The organism is Nonomuraea sp. NPDC048881 (assembly GCF_040649795.1).
In the GTDB taxonomy this organism is placed as follows: Bacteria; Actinomycetota; Actinomycetes; order Streptosporangiales; family Streptosporangiaceae; genus Nonomuraea.
In genome coordinates this window covers 292,896-309,321 of record NZ_JBEZGC010000003.1, presented here as the reverse complement: position 1 = coordinate 309,321, position 16,426 = coordinate 292,896, and the positions used below count along the sequence as shown (strand labels likewise).

The window sequence follows — 16,426 nt, the reverse complement described above, 5'->3', positions numbered from 1 at the left end:
ATGGCCAGGTCATTCACCAAGCCCGTGACGATGGTCGTGTTCGTGCTGCCCAGCTCGCTGCGGCGGTGGGTGAGCGGGCGCACCGAGGTGAAGGTGTTCGCGGTCGGCGCCGACCGCGACTCCCCGCCCACGCTCGGCTCGGCGCTCGACATGCTGCGGCGCACCCATCCGCTGCTGGAGGAGCGGCTGCGCGACGACTACGGCCGCATCCGCCGGCACATCAGCATGATCGTGTGCGGGGAGAACGCCCGCGGGCTCGGCGGCCTGGACTGCGCCCTGCCGCCGGGCGCCGAGGTCTACGTGCTGCCCGCGCTCGCCTGACGCCTCAGACCTTGCGCCAGCCCGGCACCCAGGCCCCGTCCTCGACGACGTAGTCGCCGAACAGGGCGGGCGCCTCCTTGCGCATGAGCTCGCCGATGCGCTGGAAGAGCAGGCGGATCTCCTCCTCCGCGCCGACGGCGGTGCGGGCCTCGATCGTGTGCCGCAGCGTGCGCACGTTGGCCGTCCAGACCAGGCCGGTGGCCAGGCCCTCGGGGGCGAAGCGGCGCATGAACGACGTGCGGTGCTTCTTCTCCGAGAACGGCACGCCCTCCTCGTCGAGCCCGAAGTGCCCGGCCATCCAGAGCTGGAACTGCTCCAGCTGCTCCAGCACGGCCGTGGCCCGCTTCATCAGCTCGGGGTCCTGCTGGGCCCACTCGGGGAACCAGAACGGCAGCTCGTCGAGCCGGACGAAGCGCAGCGACTCCTGGGAGATGGCCACGCCGGGCCGGTGGCGTACCAGCTCGTGCGTCAGGACGCGGCTGACGTTGTGCAGCACGAAACTGAAGCTGACGTGTTCGAGGACCGAGCCGTGCGCGCTGGCCAGGATGTTGCGCAGGTAGTCGTCCTGGTTCTCCCTGATGCGCACCACGTTGGGGTTGAGGCCCGGCTCGAAGGAGCGGTAGCAGAGGCGGCCGGCGAACTCGGCGAGGTTCTGGGCGTCGAGGTCGCCGCGGTCGAGCCGCTCCAGCCAGCTCTCGCCGCCGACCTCGCCCAGGTATCGGGCGAGCTCGTCGTAGTCAAGCTCAGGACGGGCGACGATGAAGACCTCGGGTTCGACACTGCGCATAAGGGAGCCCCCCGCTCGGGTTCTGTGGTTTGTGACGGGCTCAAGCAAACCAGCTCGCGGGGCTGCGCGCGACTCGGCGCCCGCCGTCCCCCTCCGGAGGCACGGCGGGCGCCGGGCGGACGCCCTTGCCAGGTCAGCAGCGGTGCGCGGGCCTGTCGCGGGTCACCAGGTCGGTGTCGCCGGCGGTCCCGTCCAGCCACAGGACGCGACCCGCCGCGCCGGCGGCGAACAGCGCCTGCTCCCCGCGGTTGCAGGAGTAGCGCTCAAGGGCCCCGCCGGTGACCGGAACCTGGTAGATCTTGGTCAGGTTCGCGTTCTCCAGCGTGGTCCCGTCCGGCTGCACGCCGACGGTCACCCGCGACTCGCTCGCGTCGAGCCAGGTGGCGTACGGCGCCTGCGGCCCGTCCGGCACGACCGGCGTCTGGCCGGTGCCGTCCAGGGCGGCCCGCATGACGCCCATCCGGCCGTCGCGGTCGGCGTCGTAGAGCCAGACGACGTGCCCGGCGGTCAGCGCCGGGCGGATCGACAGCGACGGGATCGCGCCGGTCGGCGGCACCTCGGGCACCACGACCTCCTTGCCGGTCGCCAGGTCGTGCACGACGGGCGTGCTGTGGCTGCCGCCGGAGACGAAGCTCACCCGCACGTAGACCAGCCGGCCGCCGGTGACCGAGGGCATGTACCCGGCCACGCCCTTGTCGGCGGTGAGGTTGACCGGGGCGGCGTTCCCGCGCTTGAGCCACAGCTCGACCTCGCCGGTCGCGGGGTCCTCGCCGGACCAGGCCACGGCGTCGCCCGAGACCGCGGCGGCGTAGACGTAGCCGGTGGTCTCGTGCAGGACGGTGGACGGCGCCGAGGCGTCGAGCGGCCGGGAGCGGACCTGGAAGCGGCCCGACTCGGGGTCGAGGGCGACCCACACCGCGCGCCTGCCGTCGGTGGCCGGCGTCCAGTCCCAGCGGCCGTCGTCGGAGACGGTGGTCGCGGGGCCGCCGCTCACGCGTCCGGTCCTGATGACGGTGGGGCCGTTCGCGTCGGGGGTGCTGTCGGTGACGGCGTACCGGTCACCGGCCAGGGCGGGCGGGTCGAGGGAGTCGGTGAGGCCGTCCAGGACGACGCGGCTGTCGGTGCGGATCAGCCCCTCCCAGCCGGGCCTGATGCCGTGCCGCTCGAAGGCCGCCGCGACCGCCAGCCGGTCGCGCCCCGACAGCCCGGCGGCGCGGGCGGCCGACTCGACGGCGCGGCGGCCGTCGGCGAAGTCGTCGAGCGGGGTCATGTACTCGGTCAGCGCCTTGTAGACGACCTTGTCGAAGCCGGCGCCGAGCTGCTCCCTGACGTCCCACAGGGCGCCGGAGAAGATCGTGGAGTTGAGGTGCACGCCGCCGGCGTCGATCGCGGTGGTGACGCCGAGGTAGTCCTTGGCGGCGTTGCGGTCGTCGTCGAGGTCGCGGGTGGCGCACTGGGCGGGCGGCAGGCTCTTGCACAGGTCCTCGCCGAGCAGGCTGGCGTCGGGGTCGCTCATCGGGATGCCGAGCGCGCCGGTCTGGATGGCGTTGCCGAAGTAGTCGGCCAGGCCCTCGTTCATCGCGCCCGACTGGCCCTGGTAGACCAGGTCGGCGCTGTGGGTGATGACGCCGTGGGTCATCTCGTGGCCGACGACGTCGAGGCTGGCGGCGAAGGAGTGCAGGTCGGCGCCGCCGCCGCCGTAGACCATCTTGGTGCCGTCCCAGAAGGCGTTCTCGAACGGGCTGCCGTAGTAGGTGACGTTGACGACCGAGTACATCGTGCCGCCCTTGCCGTCGAGCCCGTCGCGGCCGAGCCCCTTGTAGTACTCGTAGACCTTGCCCGCGCCCCACTGGGCGTCCACGGCGCCGCTCTCGGTGTGCTCGGGGCCGAAGGCGGGCGTGGGCGACTTGGCGAGCTCGGTGCCGGCCGGCACGCCGGGTTCGAGGAACTGCTGCACGTCGGCGCCGGCGGCGTCGTAGGTGAGGATCTCGCCGGTGGTGCCGTTCCACATCGGGCGGGCGCGGTCGCGCAGCTCGTACGCGCCGTCGGCCCGCTGGTAGACGTTGAGCGGGACGGTCCTGCCGTGCGCGGTCTGCCCGCTGCCGGTCGCCGGGCCCTCCATGCGCAGCCGGTCCAGGGCGAACAGCGGCCGGCCGGAGTGGGCGTCCACGTAGGCGTCCAGCAGGACGGGCCGCTTCCTGGCCGCGTCCGCGCCGGTCAGGGTGACGTGCCAGGCCAGCACGCCCTTGCCGCGCGGCAGCACGACGAGCTCACCGGGCGTGGCCTTGACCGTGGCGCGGACCTGGTCGTCCCGGACGAGCCGGGCGCGGGCCAGCCGGGCCGCCAGCGCGGGGGTGACCGTGGGCGTGGTGTTCACGTCGAGCTCGGTGAGGAAGCGGCCGCCGGCGCCGGTGACCTCGCGCTTCGCGCCGTCCTTGCGGAAGCGGACCAGGTACTGGGCGCCGAAGACGGGCAGGTTCCGGTACCGCTGGGCGAACCTGACGGTCTCGTCCTGGCCGTTCACGACCGTGCGCAGCGGTACCAGGTCGGCGGGGTCGAGGTGGTAGCGCGGGTCGGCCAGGTGGGCCTTGGCCGCGGCGACGGGGTCCGCTGCGGCGGCGGGCTCGGCCAGCCCGCTCACCTCGGCGGGGGCCCGGGTGCCGGCCCGGGACTCCACCTGCGGCTGCGGCGGGTCGTCGGCCGCCGCGGCACCGGGAACGGCCAGCGCGAGTGACAGGGCTGCGGCCGTGAGGACGAAGGGACGCCAGGACACGACACCTCCAGGTGTGGCGTAGGGGTTCTGGCGTCCACGATCATCACAGCAATATTGACAAATAGACAAATCACAATTTGATTACCGGAAATGTAAATTTCCGATTAGTGAGGGAAATGTCGTGAATTAATGGCATTCCGTTACTGCGACAACGCGCACCGCCGCCACCGGCGCGCACCGCCGCCGCCAACGGGTGCCCGCCGGGCGGCCCGCAGGCGCCGCCAGCGGGCGCCACCAGCGGGCGTTGCCCTGAGCCGCCACCGGCGCGGGCGGGCGTCAGAGGCGGTACACCCGGCGGGCGTTGCCCGAGCCGATCATGTGGGCGATCCTGGCCGCGTCGGCCGGGCTCCACTCCCCCGCCTCCAGCCTGGCCAGCAGGGCCGCGCCCAGCGCCTGCCGGTGGTACAGGGCGCCGAGGTAGCCGGTCTCGGCCACGCCCCGGCAGCCGGAGCTGAACAGCTGCTTGTGGAACGGCGCCAGCTCCAGCAGCTCGTCCATGACGCGGGCCGAGGCGGCGGCGGTGTGCGGCAGGGCCGGGCCGACGTCGACGTAGACGTGCGGGTAGACGCCCGCCAGGTAGGCGGCGGTGCGGTGGTAGGGGTAGCAGTGGAGCAGGATGACCGGCACGCCGAGGGGCTGCAACGCGTCCATGAGGGCGCTGAGCCTGGCCGGGTCCGTACGGTGCAGGTCGGGGCCGCGCCCGCCGAACCCGGCCTGGAACTGCACCGGCAGGCCCCGCTCGCGGGCCACGTCGATCGCGCTCCACAGCAGGTGGCGCAGCAGCACCGGGTCGGTCAGCGGCCGTTTGGGGTCGGCCAGCCGGCGGTTGGCGCCGGCGATGACCGAGCCGGTGCTCGGCCTGGCCGGGTCGAAGTCGAGCCCGCAGCGGCCCGCGATGACCGTCTTGAGGCCGACAGCCCTGGCGGCCCTGGCCGACAGCTCGTCGGCCAGGCCGTCGAGGTAGTCGACGGCGAGCTGCGCCGACTCGGCGACGTCCTGCTCGATCTGCTCGATCCGGACGATCTCGTCGGCGGCGGCTCCGCCGTGGCGGCCCATCTCGGCCGCCGACAGCAGGTCGATGTCCTCGTCCCCGGTGTCCACCAGGAACGCCACCACCCCCGCCCCGGCCAGCAGGCGCCGGTTGACCTCGCCCGCGCCCAGCTCGGCCCGCCGGGCTAGGTAGACGGCCGGGGGCGCGTGCGGCTCCAGGCCGAGCAGCGGGGCGCACCAGCGGCGCAGGCTCATGCCGACCGGCGAGTCGAAATGCGTGGTGCCGGGCGGGGCCGGCGCGCCGCCGGCGTTGATCAGCGGCTCGAACTGGGCCCGGGTCAGGTCGTCCCGGCGAACCCCGTGACAGTGGTGGTCGACGAGCGGGGCGAGCAGCGCGTCACGCACCGTGTCGGGCAGGGCTACGGGGAGCATGCGGAGACTCTAGGGGAGCCCCGCACGCCCCCGCGGACGTTTTGCCCTACGACAGGAACACCCTGCCCCTTCCCAGACGAAACCGGCCCGGGTCAGCGCCGGGTGAGGCGCAGCACGTTCGCGATGATCTTCGCGCCCGCGCCGCCCTCCTGGGTGAGGATCGACTCGGGGTGGAACTGCACGGCGAAGCGCCGCCGCTCGACGTCCTCGATGGCCATGACGTTGCCGTCGGGCGTGAGCGCGGTCGGGGTGAAGCCGACCACGCCGGGCCGCTTGGCGTGCAGCGAGTGGTAGCGGGCCGCGGTGAACTCCTCGGGCAGCCCCTCCAGCAGCGCGCTGTCGCCCAGGCGGCTGACCTGGCCGCGCTTGCCGTGCTCGGGGTAGTCGAGCAGCTCCAGCGAGCCGCCGGCGTGCTCGACCATGGCCTGCAGGCCCAGGCACACGCCGAAGACGGGCAGGTCGCGGGCGTAGATCTCGTCGATGAGCGCCGCCATGCCGAAGTCGGACGGCCAGCCGGGGCCGGGCGAGAGCACGACCAGGTCGGGCGCGACGTCGTCGATGGTGTGGGCCGGGAAGCCGTGGCGCAGCGTCACCACGTCGGCCCCCTCCTGGCGGAAGTAGTCGGCCAGCGTGTTGACGAAGGAGTCCTCGTGGTCGACGAGCAGCACCTTCATGCCGGCCCCCGGCTGCTCCCTGACCACGGCGGGCGGGACGGCGTCGGGCTGGTTGACCGAGGCCAGGGCGCCGAGCAGGGCGCTGGCCTTGAGCTCGGTCTCGCGCTCCTCGGCCTCGGGGTCGGAGTCGAACAGCAGGGTCGCCCCGGCCCGGACGGTGGCCACGCCGTTCTTGATCTGGGCGGTGCGCAGGGTCAGGCCGGTGTTCATGGAGCCGTCGAAGCCGATGAAGCCGATGGCGCCGCCGTACCAGCGGCGGGTGGTGGCCTCGTGGTCCTCGATGAACTGCATGGCCCACGTCTTGGGGGCGCCGGTGACGGTGACGGCCCACATGTGGGTGAGGAAGGCGTCGAGGGCGTCGAACTCGGGACGCAGGCGGCCCTCGATGTGGTCGACGGTGTGGATCAGGCGCGAGTAGAGCTCGATCTGGCGGCGGCCGATGACCTTGACCGTGCCGGGGACGCAGATGCGCGACTTGTCGTTGCGGTCGACGTCGGTGCACATGGTCAGCTCCGACTCCTCCTTGACGCTGCTCAGGAGGGTGCGGATGGCCTCGGCGTCCTCGACCGGGTTGCTGCCGCGGGCGATGGTGCCGGAGATGGGGCAGGTCTCGACGCGGTCGCCGTTGACCCGGACGTACATCTCGGGCGAGGCGCCCACGAGGTGCTCGCCGTCGCCGAGGCTGATGATGAACTCGTACGGCGCCGGGTTGCTGTGGCGCAGGCCGCGGTAGAAGGCCGACGGGTCGGTGCAGACGGCGTGGAAGACCTGGCCGGGCACGACCTCGAACAGGTCGCCGCGCTTGAACCGCTCCTTGGCGGCGGCCACGACCTTGGCGTACTCGCCGCGCACCGGGTCCTTCGGCAGCTCGCCGGGGACCACCTGCGGGACGGAGCTGCCGGTGCGCTCCAGGCCGCGGGTGGTGGCGCCGTCGACGGTGAACTCGTAGCGGTACTCGACGCTGGTCTCGCGCTGGCGGTCGATGACGACGATCCGGTCGGGCAGGTGGAGCACCAGGTCGCGCTGGTCGTCGGGACGGGCCAGCTCCTGCCGGATGGGCTCGAACTGGAAGGCCAGGTCGTAGCCGAAGGAGCCGTAGAGGCCGAGGTGGGGGTCGTCGCCCGCGAAGGCGGCGATGACCTCGCGGATCGCGGTGAACACGGTGGGCCGGCGGCTGCGCATCTCCTCCGGCAGCAGGTCTTCGGACTCCGGGACGTGCACCTCGACGCGGTCGGGCGTCGGCTCGCTGACCGGCTTGCCCGCGGCGAGCAGGCAGGAGGCCACGGCGGGCAGCACGACCCTGCCGCGCTCGTTGAGCGCGGTCGCCGAGATGACCCGCCCCTTGGCGACCAGCTCCAGGCAGGGGTCGACGTAGCCGAAGGCCCATCGGCTGTAGCGGCCCGGGTAGTCCATGCCCGACGAGAAGGCGCCGCCGCGCCGTTCGCCGAGCGCGGTCACGATCTCTTCGAGCGCCTCTTCCGACACGTCGCGTGCCTCGCGCTCGACGCCGACGCCCCCGGCGGTGGTATATCCGCTGGTCTCCACTTGCTGCCCCTTACCACGTCACATCATGAGGCCCCGGGGGCGGACACGAGAAAGGCCGCCATCCGGGGCGGCCGTCCTTTGAGAGGAATGCGAAAACGCGCCGCCTAGGAGCGGCGCCACCACTGGATCTGAGGGCGATTTCGCATGCCCCCCAGGTTAACCGCCGGACCAAGATCGCGCAACGCGACACCCGCTCAGGCAGTGACAAAGGGCGGGCAATGGATCTAGCCTCGACGTCCATGGAACGGCCCTGGGCGTGGCGTCCGGTGACGGTGACCGCGGTCCTGACCGCCGGCGTGGCCCTCGCACTGAGCCCCTGGTACGGCTACCACCGCGACGAGCTGTACTTCCGGGTCCTGGCCGGCCACCCGGCCTGGGGGTACGTCGACCAGCCCCCGCTGACGCCCATGCTGGGCAAGGCGGCGCTCGGGCTGTTCGGCGACACGGTGACGGCGCTGCGGGTGTTCCCCGCGCTGGCCGCGGCGGCCGTGGTCGTGCTGGTGGCGCTGGTGGCGCGGGAGCTGGGCGGCGACCGGCTCGCCCAGACGATGGCCGCCGTGGGCGCGGCGACCGGGGCGTACACGCTGATCGCGGCGCACACGCTGCTGACGGTCAGCTTCGACCTGCCGCTGTGGACGGCGGCGATCCTGTTCGCGCTCCGGGCGCTGCTGCGCGAGCAGCCGCGCTGGTGGCTCGCGGCGGGCGCGGTGATCGGGCTGGCCACCTACAACAAGCACCTCATCGCGCTGCTGGTGCTGGGCCTGGCGGCGGGCCTGCTGATCGCCGGGCCGCGGCGGGCGCTGGGCAGCCCGTGGTTGTGGGGCGGCGCGCTGGTGGCCGCCGCGCTGGCCGCGCCGAACCTGGTCTACCAGGCCACGCACGGCTGGCCGCAGCTGTCGATGGCCGCCGCGCTCAGCGCCGACAAGGGCGCCGAGATGCGGGTGATGTTCGTGCCGATGCAGCTCACGCTGTTCGGGCCGGTGGTCTCGGTGGTCGCGGCGCTGGGGTTCGTCCGGCTGTGGCGCGACCGGCGGGTGCGGGCGGTGGCGGTGGCCTATCCGGTGACGGCGGTGCTGACGCTGGTCAGCGGCGGGCGGTTCGACTACACCGCGGGGCTGATCGTGGCGTTGTTCGCGGCCGGGTGCGTGAGCGTGTCGCGGGCGCGGGCCGGGCGGGTGCGCGCGGCGTGGGCGTTCCTCGTGGTCAACGCGGCGGCCTGCGCGGTGCTCGCGCTGCCGCTCGTGCCGGTCGGCGCGCTGGCCGCCACGCCGGTGCCGGCGATCAACGAGGTGGCCCGCGAGTCGGTCGGCTGGCCGCGCTTCGCCGCGGCCGTCGGCGGCGTGCTGCGGGCGCTGCCGCCGGACGAGCGGGCCCGCGCGGTGGTCGTGACGGGCAACTACGGCGAGTACGGCGCCCTCGACCGGGCGGGCCTGACCCGGGTGTACTCCGGCCACAACCAGCTCTGGGCGTACGGCCCGCCGCCGGACGACGCGACCGTGGCGATCCTGGTGAACGCGGGCGGCCGGGCCCGCGCGCTGTTCGGCTCCTGCGAGCAGAAGGCCCTCGTGGACAACGGCGTGGACGTCGACAACGAGGAGCAGGGCCTGCCGGTGTGGCTCTGCCGGGATCCCGTCCGGCCGTGGTCCGCCACCTGGCCGATGTGGCGACATTTCAGCTGACCACATTACATTTCGGGACTTATCCGAGCTTGTTAGGATCAGCGCCCTTGCTTTCCCGACAGGATCTCTTCACCCTTCTCGACAGAGGCGGAAAGATCACCTCTTCCTCACCGTCGTGAACGTCGTGAAGGAGAGCACGTGCGCAACACCCTCACCTGGCGTGCGATCCTGACCGGGATCGTCACCGCCGCCGCCCTGGCCGTCCCCCAGGCCCCGGCGCACGCGGCGCCCGATCCCGGCAAGATCTCCCAGACCGTCCAGGCCGAGCTGGACAAGGACGGCAAGGCCACCTTCTGGGTCCGGATGAAGGGCACCGCCGACCTCGGCGCCGCCCGCCGGGCCGCCACCAAACGGGCCAGGACGCAGCTGGTCTACCAGGCCAAGACCGAGCGGGCCAAGACCTCGCAGGCCGGGCTGGTCAAGCTGCTGGACGCCCAGAAGGCCGACTACACCTCGTACTGGATCGTCGACGCCGTACGGGTGACCGCGGACGCCAAGCTGGCGTCGGCGATCAGCGAGCTGCCCGAGGTGGACCGGATCGACCCGGTCACCGTCGTCGCGCTGCCCAAGCCCGTGACCGGCCGGGCCGAGCCCAGGGCCGGCGCGGTCGAGTGGAACGTCGACCGGATCGGCGCCCCGCGGGTGTGGAGCGAGCTGGGCGACCGGGGCGAGGGCATCGTGGTCGCCTCCATCGACTCCGGCGTCCAGTACGACCACCCCGACCTGGCCGCGAGCTACCGGGGCAGGAACCCCGACGGCTCCTACACCCACGACTACAACTGGTTCGACCCGGCGCGCATCTGCCCGTCGGCGGCGCCGTGCGACAACAACGGCCACGGCACGCACGTCATGGGCACGATGGCGGGCGCGAACGGCATCGGCGTGGCGCCCGGCGTGCGCTGGATCGCCGCCAAGGGATGCGAGGTCAACACCTGCACGGACGCCTCGCTGCTGGCCGCCGGCCAGTGGGTGCTGGCCCCGACCGACCTGAACGGCCGCAACCCGCGTCCCGACCTCGCGCCGGACATCGTCAACAACTCCTGGGGCGGCAACGGGTTCGACCCCTGGTACGTCGAGACCGTCCAGGCGTGGGTGGCGGCGGGCATCTTCCCCGCCTTCGCCAACGGCAACGAGGGCCCGGCCTGCCGCACCAGCGGCTCGCCCGGCCAGTACGCGATCAGCTACAGCGCGGGCGGCTTCGACGTCAACAACGTGCTGTACAGCAGGTCGAGCAAGGGCGAGGGCCAGGACGGCGAGATCAAGCCGAACATCGCGGCCCCCGCGGTGAACGTGCGCTCCTCGGTCCCGGACGACGACTACGACTCCTACACCGGCACCTCGATGGCCTCGCCGCACGTGGCCGCCACGGTGGCGCTGATCTGGTCGGCCGCGCCCCGGCTGCAGGGCGACGTGGCCGCGACCCGGCCGCTGCTGGACCGCACGGCGATCGACGTGGCCGACACGAGCTGCGGCGGCACCGCGGGCGACAACAACGTCTGGGGCGAGGGCCGGCTGGACGCCTACGCCGCCGTCCAGGCCGCGCCGGACGAGGGGCTGGGCGAGCTGCGCGGCACGGTCACGGCGGCGGGCGAGCCGGTGCCGGGCGTGACGGTCAAGGTGACCGGGCCGCTGGCCCGCGCGGTCGTCACCGGGCAGGACGGCACGTACACGATCCCGCGCCTGCTGCCCGGCGAGTACGCGCTGACGGCGGAGAAGTTCGGCTACGACCGCGGGACCGCCACCGCCACGGTGACCGCCGAGCAGGTCACGACCGGCGACGTGACGCTCGTCCGGCAGCCGTCCGGCACGCTGTCGGGCACGGTCAGCACGGCCGGCGTGCCCGAGCCGGGCGCGACCGTGGCCGCCGGCGGCACGCCGGTGAGCGCGATCACCGACGCCTCCGGCCGGTACACGATGACGCTGCCGCGCGGGACGTACACGCTGACGGTCACCCCGGTCTCGCGCTGCTCCAGCGGCGCGAGCGCGCAGGTCACCGTGGACGGGGACGACGGGAGCACGGTCAGGGACGTGGAGCTGCCGCTGCGCGGCGACGGCTTCGGCTACACCTGCCGGGCGGCGGCGCAGCCGTACGTCGCCGGGACCGAGAAGCTGGCGCTGACCGGCGACGACGAGGCCGTGCAGGTGACGCTGCCGTTCGCGGTCCCGTTCTACGGAACCGGGCAGTCCAGGGCGTGGATCAGCACGAACGGGTTCGTCACCTTCGCCGCCGACCGGGTCACCACGGGCAGCAACAGCCGCCTGCCGGGCACGGGCACGCCGAACAACGCGGTCTACCCGTACTGGGACGACCTGAAGGTGGACGCCGAGGCGGGCGTCTACACCGGCGTGGCAGGCACGGCCCCGCACCGCCAGTACGTCGTGGAGTGGCGCAACGTCACCTTCTACAGCGGGACCGGCGAGCGGGTGTCGTTCGCGGCGCTGCTGGGCGAGGACGGCTCGATCTCCTTCCGGTACAAGGACGTCGAGAGCGAGCGCGACCAGGGCTCCAGCGCCACCGTCGGCATCGAGAACGCGGCCGGCACGGACGCGCTGCTCTACTCCTACGAGGAGGCCGCGCTGGCCACCGGCCGCGGCGTGACGTTCACCGCGAGCCGGCACGGCCTGGTGACCGGCGTGGTCACCGACGCCAACGACGGCGAGCCGCTGGCCGGGGCGTCGGTGAAGCTGGGCGACGTGGCCTCGTTCACGACCGGCGCGGACGGGTCGTTCTTCGGGCAGGTCCCGGCGGGCGACCACGACGTGGTGGTGGCCAAGGAGAACTACGGCACCTTCACCAAGCCGGTCACGGTCGCGCCCGGCACGCTGACCAGGATCGACACCGCCCTGGTCACCGGCCGGGTGAGCGCCTCGGCCGCCGAGCTGACCGCGGTCATGCCCGCCGGGGCGACCAGGACGCGCACGCTGGAGCTGACGAACCTGGGCTCCCCCACCGCCTACACGGTGACCAGTGACGCCGACTGGGCGTCGGTCACGCCGCAGGCGGGCGAGCTGGCCAAGGGCCAGAAGGCGACGCTGCGGGTGACGCTCTCCGCCGCCGGGGTGACGCCCGGCGGGATGCGCACCGGCAAGCTGGTCGTCAAGTCGGCCAGCGGGCGGCAGCCGGCCATCGAGATCAAGGTGACCGTGGTGGTGCCCAAGTTCCAGGTGGCCGTCGACGCCGGCGGGACGAAGGCGCTGACCGACGCCGACGGCGACGCCTGGGCGCCCGACCGCCGCTGGGCCCAGGGCGGGTACGGCTACGTGGCGACCTCGACCAAGACGGCGAGCACGTCCAGGACCATCGCGGGCACCGCCGACCAGGCGCTGTTCCGGACGGCCAGGGAGGGCATGCTGGAGTACCGGTTCGACGGCGTGCCCGCCGGGACGTACACGGTGGAGCTGGACTTCGCCGAGGTGAAGAGCACGCAGATGGGCAAACGGGTCTTCGACGTGCTCGTCGAGGGCCAGCTCGCGATCCCGGCACTGGACCTGGCGCTGGAGGCGGGCACGTACACGGCGGTGGCCAGGCAGTACACGGTGAAGGTGACCGACGGTCAGCTCAACGTGCGCTTCGCCGCCCGGCAGGGGGCCACGCTGGTCAACGGCGTGCGCGTCTCCGAGCGCCCGGACAAGGCGCTGCCCTGACCGCCCGGGGTCCCGCCGTTCCTGGTGCGGCGGGACCCCGGGCCGGGCCGGGATCGGCGGCGGGGATCGGCGGCGGGCCGGGAAGCGGGCCGGGGCCGGGAGCGGGGTCAGCGGCCGGCGGTCGGCAGCGGGGCGAGGTCGGGGCGCTTGGGCGCGACGCCGTCGCCCGAGGAGCGCCGGTTGATGCGCCTGCCGATCCACGGGCCGAGGTAGGTCCTGGCCCAGCGCAGGTCCTCGCGGCGGGCGGCCGTCCAGACCGGCGGCCGCCTGGCCGGGTACGCCTCGCGCCAGTCCTCCGCCACCGGCACGCCGAGCACCTCGGCGGCCCGCAGCGCCACCCGGCGGTGGCCGTCGGGGCTGAGGTGCAGGCGGTCGGCGTTCCAGGCGCGCGGGTCGCGCAGGACCGGCATCGGCCACAGGTCCACCAGCAGCGCGTCGTAGCGGCGGGCGATGTCGTGGATGTGCAGGTTGTAGACCTCGATCTTGGAGTGGGCCAGCCGCATCACCGGCACGTGCCGCAGGTCGAAGCCGGTGAACATGAGCACCCGGCTGCCCGCCTCGGTGAGCGTCCTGACGCCCTCCTCCAGCCGCCTGGCCACGGACGCCGGTCCGCTGCCCGGCCGCAGGATGTCGTTGCCCCCGGCGCACAGCGAGACCAGGTCGGCGCCGAGCTCGACCGCCTTCGGCACCTGCTCCGACACGATCTGCTCGATCAGCCGGCCGCGGACGGCGAGGTTGGCGTACCGCAGTCCGGGCTCCCCGGCCTGGCGGCGGTCGGCCTCGATGTGCTCGGCCAGCCGGTCGGCCCAGCCGCGGAAACCGTGGTCGGCCGGGTCCTCAAGTCCTTCGGTGAAACTGTCCCCTAGGGCGACATACGAAGTGATTCGTCCCATGACCGGATAGTTTCCCAAGGACCTTTGTCCCTACGCGACCGTAACCCCGGCTACCACCCGTCCCGCCCGATCTGTTACTGGTTAGGACATGAGACGCGTGCGGCTCCGGCGGGACATCCCCGTCCCGATGCCCGACGGTGTGACGCTGCTGGCCGACCACTACGCCCCGGCTCATGGGCGGCCGGGCCCGGCGGTGCTGATCCGTTCGCCGTACGGCCGGCGCGGCCTGTTCGGCTGGATGTACGGCCGCGGCTTCGCCAGGAACGGCTTCCACGTGCTGATCCAGAGCTGCCGGGGCGGCTTCGGCTCCGGCGGCAGCCTCGACCCGCTCGGCGACGAGCACGACGACGGCCTGGCCACCATCGCCTGGCTGCGCGAACAGCCCTGGTACGGCGGCTCGTTCGCCATGTTCGGCCCCTCCTACCTCGGCTACGCCCAGTGGGCCGTCGCCGCCGAGGCCGGGCCCGAGCTCAAGGCCATGGCCACGCAGATCACCGCCTCCCAGTTCAGGGACGCCGCCTACGTGGGCGGCGCGTTCGCGCTGGAGTCGACGCTGAGCTGGACCACGCTGACCGACACCATGACGCGCCGCTTCGTCGGCGGGGCCGCGATGCTGACCGCCCCCAGGGTGACCCGCCGGGCCGTGTTGTCGGGGCGGCCGGTGGCCGAGCTGGACGTGGCCTCGGCGGGGCGGCCGCTGCGGTTCTTCCGCGACCTGCTGGCCCACCACGCCGACCCGGCCGTGCCGTACTGGCACAAGCGCGACTTCTCGCTCAAGGTCGGCGAGGTGGAGGCGGCGGTCACCATGCTCGGCGGCTGGTACGACGTCTTCCTGCCCTGGCAGCTCAAGGACTACGCGGCGATGCGGGCGGCCGGGCGGCGGCCGTACCTGACGATCGGGCCCTGGTACCACGTCGACTCCCGGCACGGGAGGCCCTCGAAGGCCGAGGCGCTGGCCTGGTTCCGCGCCCACCTCATGGACGACCCGTCCGGCCTGCGGACGGACCCGGTGCGGCTCTACGTCACGGGGGCCGGCGAGTGGCGCGACTACCCCGACTGGCCGGTGCCGGGCGTGCGGGAGCAGCGCTGGCACCTGCGGCCGGGCGGCGGGCTGGACCCGCGCGAGCCCGAGGAGGCCGGGTCCGACCGGTTCCGCTACCACCCCGCCCATCCGACGCCGGCGATCGGCGGGCCCGTGCTGCTGGCCGACTCCAGGCCGCGTGACCAGCGGCGCCTGGAGGCCCGGCGCGACGTGCTGGTCTACAGCTCCGCGGCGCTGGAGGCCGACGTGGAGATGATCGGCCCGGTGCACGCCGACGTCTACGTCCGGTCCAGCACGCCGTACGTGGACGTCGTGGTCCGGGTCTGCGACGTGCACCCCGACGGGCGCTCGCTCAACCTGTGCGAGGGGGTGCGCCGGCTGGGCCCGCCCACCGCCGATGACGGGAACGGTGAAGGGAACGGCGACGGTGTGCGCCGGGTACGGGTGGAGTTGTGGCCGATCGGCCACCGGTTCCGCCGCGACCACCGGATCCGGGTGCACGTGGCGGCCGGCGCGTACCCGACGATCGCCCGCAACCCGGGCACCGGCGAGCCGGTGGGCGCGCCCGGCGGCCCGATGGTGCCGGCCGACGTCGAGGTGTTCCACTCCCCCGCCCGCCCCTCGGCCGTGGTGCTGCCGCTGTGCGCGCCGCGCGGCTGATGTCGCTGGTCCTGCTGCTGCAGGCCAGGGGCGGGATGACGGCGGCCGAGCTGGCCAGGGAGCTGGAGGTCTCCGAGCGCACGGTGCACCGCGACGTGCTGGCGCTGTCGGAGGCGGGCGTGCCGGTCTACGCCGACCGCGGGCGCGGCGGCGGCTACCGGCTGCTGGACGGCTACCGCACCCGGCTGACCGGGCTGGACCGGGCCGAGGCCGAGGCGCTGTTCCTGTCGGGGGTGCCCGCGGCGCTGCGCGAGATGGGGTTGCAGGAGGTGGCCGCGACGGCCCGGCTCAAGGCCGCCGCGGCGCTGTCGCCCTCGCTGCGCGACGCGCCCGCCACGGCCGCGCAGCGTTTCCACCTGGACGCGCCCGGCTGGTACGCCGCCGACGCGCCGCCGCCCCCGGCGCTGGCCCCGCTGGCCAGGGCCGTGTGGAACGACCTGCCGGTCACGGTGGTCTACAAGGAGCGCACGCGGGAGCTGGAGCCGTACGGGCTGGTGCTGAAGGCGGGCGCCTGGTACCTGGTGGCCCGCCTGCGCGAGCGGTTCCTGATCTTCCGGGTGGACCGCATGGGGGACGTCCGCGCGCGCGAGCCGCGTTTCGAGCGGGACGCGGACTTCGACCTGGCCGCGTTCTGGGCCGGGCAGGCGGCCGAGTTCAGCCGCTCCCTGCTCAGGGACGTGATCACGTTGCGGCTGACCCCGGCCGGCCGGCGCATGCTGCGGTACGTCGCCGACCCGGCCGCTCTGGACGACGCGCTGGCCTCGCTCCAGCCGGACGGGACCGTGCGGCTGGCCGTGGAGTCGACGCGGGTGGCCTTCACCCAGGTGCTGCGGTTCGGCCCGGAGGCCGAGGTGCTGGCGCCGGAGGAGCTGCGCGCCCAGGTCGCCGACGCCGCCGCCCGCATGGCCGAGCTCTACCGGCGCTGAGGACGCCCGCGTGACCGGGCTCCACCTGCTTTGAGAACGGCCCGGCCGCGCGGCGGGTG

10 protein-coding genes are annotated in these 16,426 nt (G+C 73.6%); 5 read left to right on the top strand and 5 right to left on the bottom strand.

From position 1 onward, the window contains the following. Positions 1-321: a hypothetical protein gene (locus AB0C33_RS12275; RefSeq protein ID WP_352330107.1), complete on the top strand. Its 321-nt coding sequence runs from the start codon at positions 1-3 to the stop codon at positions 319-321. 4 nt (positions 322-325) lie between these two features. Here the strand turns inward: AB0C33_RS12275 and thyX are convergent, their stop codons facing one another. The 4 genes from thyX to AB0C33_RS12255 all read right to left on the bottom strand — a co-directional run bounded on the left by thyX (position 326) and on the right by AB0C33_RS12255 (position 7,522). Continuing rightward, entirely contained in the window at positions 326-1,108 is a 783-nt protein-coding gene (gene thyX / locus AB0C33_RS12270; protein WP_352350875.1) for an FAD-dependent thymidylate synthase, read from the bottom strand. Between the two features lie 133 nt (positions 1,109-1,241). Then, positions 1,242-3,881, bottom strand: coding sequence for a M4 family metallopeptidase (locus tag AB0C33_RS12265; RefSeq protein WP_358286494.1), 2,640 nt, complete (start codon positions 3,879-3,881; stop codon positions 1,242-1,244). 276 nt (positions 3,882-4,157) lie between these two features. Further along, positions 4,158-5,303, bottom strand: coding sequence for an amidohydrolase family protein (locus tag AB0C33_RS12260; RefSeq protein WP_358286492.1), 1,146 nt, complete (start codon positions 5,301-5,303; stop codon positions 4,158-4,160). 92 nt (positions 5,304-5,395) lie between these two features. Further along, positions 5,396-7,522 (bottom strand): anthranilate synthase component I, encoded by a 2,127-nt coding sequence (locus AB0C33_RS12255; protein ID WP_358286490.1) that lies wholly within the window; start codon positions 7,520-7,522, stop codon positions 5,396-5,398. Positions 7,523-7,761: 239 nt separating this feature from the next. On the opposite strand from AB0C33_RS12255, the gene AB0C33_RS12250 reads away from it, so the two are divergent. Both AB0C33_RS12250 and AB0C33_RS12245 read left to right on the top strand, forming a co-directional pair. Further along, the gene (locus tag AB0C33_RS12250; RefSeq protein WP_358286488.1) at positions 7,762-9,201 is read left to right on the top strand and encodes a glycosyltransferase family 39 protein; all 1,440 of its coding nucleotides are present in this window, start codon (positions 7,762-7,764) and stop codon (positions 9,199-9,201) included. Between the two features lie 138 nt (positions 9,202-9,339). Then, on the top strand, positions 9,340-12,846 hold the full coding sequence (locus AB0C33_RS12245; protein ID WP_358286486.1) for a S8 family serine peptidase: 3,507 nt from the start codon (positions 9,340-9,342) through the stop codon (positions 12,844-12,846). A 107-nt stretch (positions 12,847-12,953) separates the two neighbouring features. Here the strand turns inward: AB0C33_RS12245 and AB0C33_RS12240 are convergent, their stop codons facing one another. Continuing rightward, complete coding sequence (locus AB0C33_RS12240) at positions 12,954-13,739, bottom strand: SGNH/GDSL hydrolase family protein (RefSeq protein ID WP_358286484.1); 786 nt, start codon at positions 13,737-13,739, stop codon at positions 12,954-12,956. An 88-nt stretch (positions 13,740-13,827) separates the two neighbouring features. Here AB0C33_RS12240 and AB0C33_RS12235 point away from each other — a divergent pair, with 88 nt between their 5' ends. Both AB0C33_RS12235 and AB0C33_RS12230 read left to right on the top strand, forming a co-directional pair. Beyond that, a complete protein-coding gene (locus tag AB0C33_RS12235; RefSeq protein ID WP_358286482.1) occupies positions 13,828-15,441 on the top strand; it encodes a CocE/NonD family hydrolase in 1,614 nt (537 codons plus the stop codon). Next, positions 15,423-16,367: a WYL domain-containing protein gene (locus AB0C33_RS12230; protein ID WP_358286481.1), complete on the top strand. Its 945-nt coding sequence runs from the start codon at positions 15,423-15,425 to the stop codon at positions 16,365-16,367. The genes AB0C33_RS12235 and AB0C33_RS12230 overlap by 19 nt, the downstream gene beginning before the upstream one ends. The last annotated feature ends 59 nt before the right edge of the window (positions 16,368-16,426 follow it).

Excerpts from the sequence above, each read along its gene's own strand:
- AB0C33_RS12275 (WP_352330107.1), top strand. The coding sequence starts at position 1 with ATGGCCAGGTCATTCACCAAGCCCGTGACGATGGTCGTGTTCGTGCTG.
- thyX (WP_352350875.1), bottom strand. The coding sequence starts at position 1,108 with ATGCGCAGTGTCGAACCCGAGGTCTTCATCGTCGCCCGTCCTGAGCTT.
- AB0C33_RS12260 (WP_358286492.1), bottom strand. The coding sequence starts at position 5,303 with ATGCTCCCCGTAGCCCTGCCCGACACGGTGCGTGACGCGCTGCTCGCC.
- AB0C33_RS12250 (WP_358286488.1), top strand. The coding sequence starts at position 7,762 with ATGGAACGGCCCTGGGCGTGGCGTCCGGTGACGGTGACCGCGGTCCTG.
- AB0C33_RS12240 (WP_358286484.1), bottom strand. The coding sequence starts at position 13,739 with ATGGGACGAATCACTTCGTATGTCGCCCTAGGGGACAGTTTCACCGAA.
- AB0C33_RS12235 (WP_358286482.1), top strand. The coding sequence starts at position 13,828 with ATGAGACGCGTGCGGCTCCGGCGGGACATCCCCGTCCCGATGCCCGAC.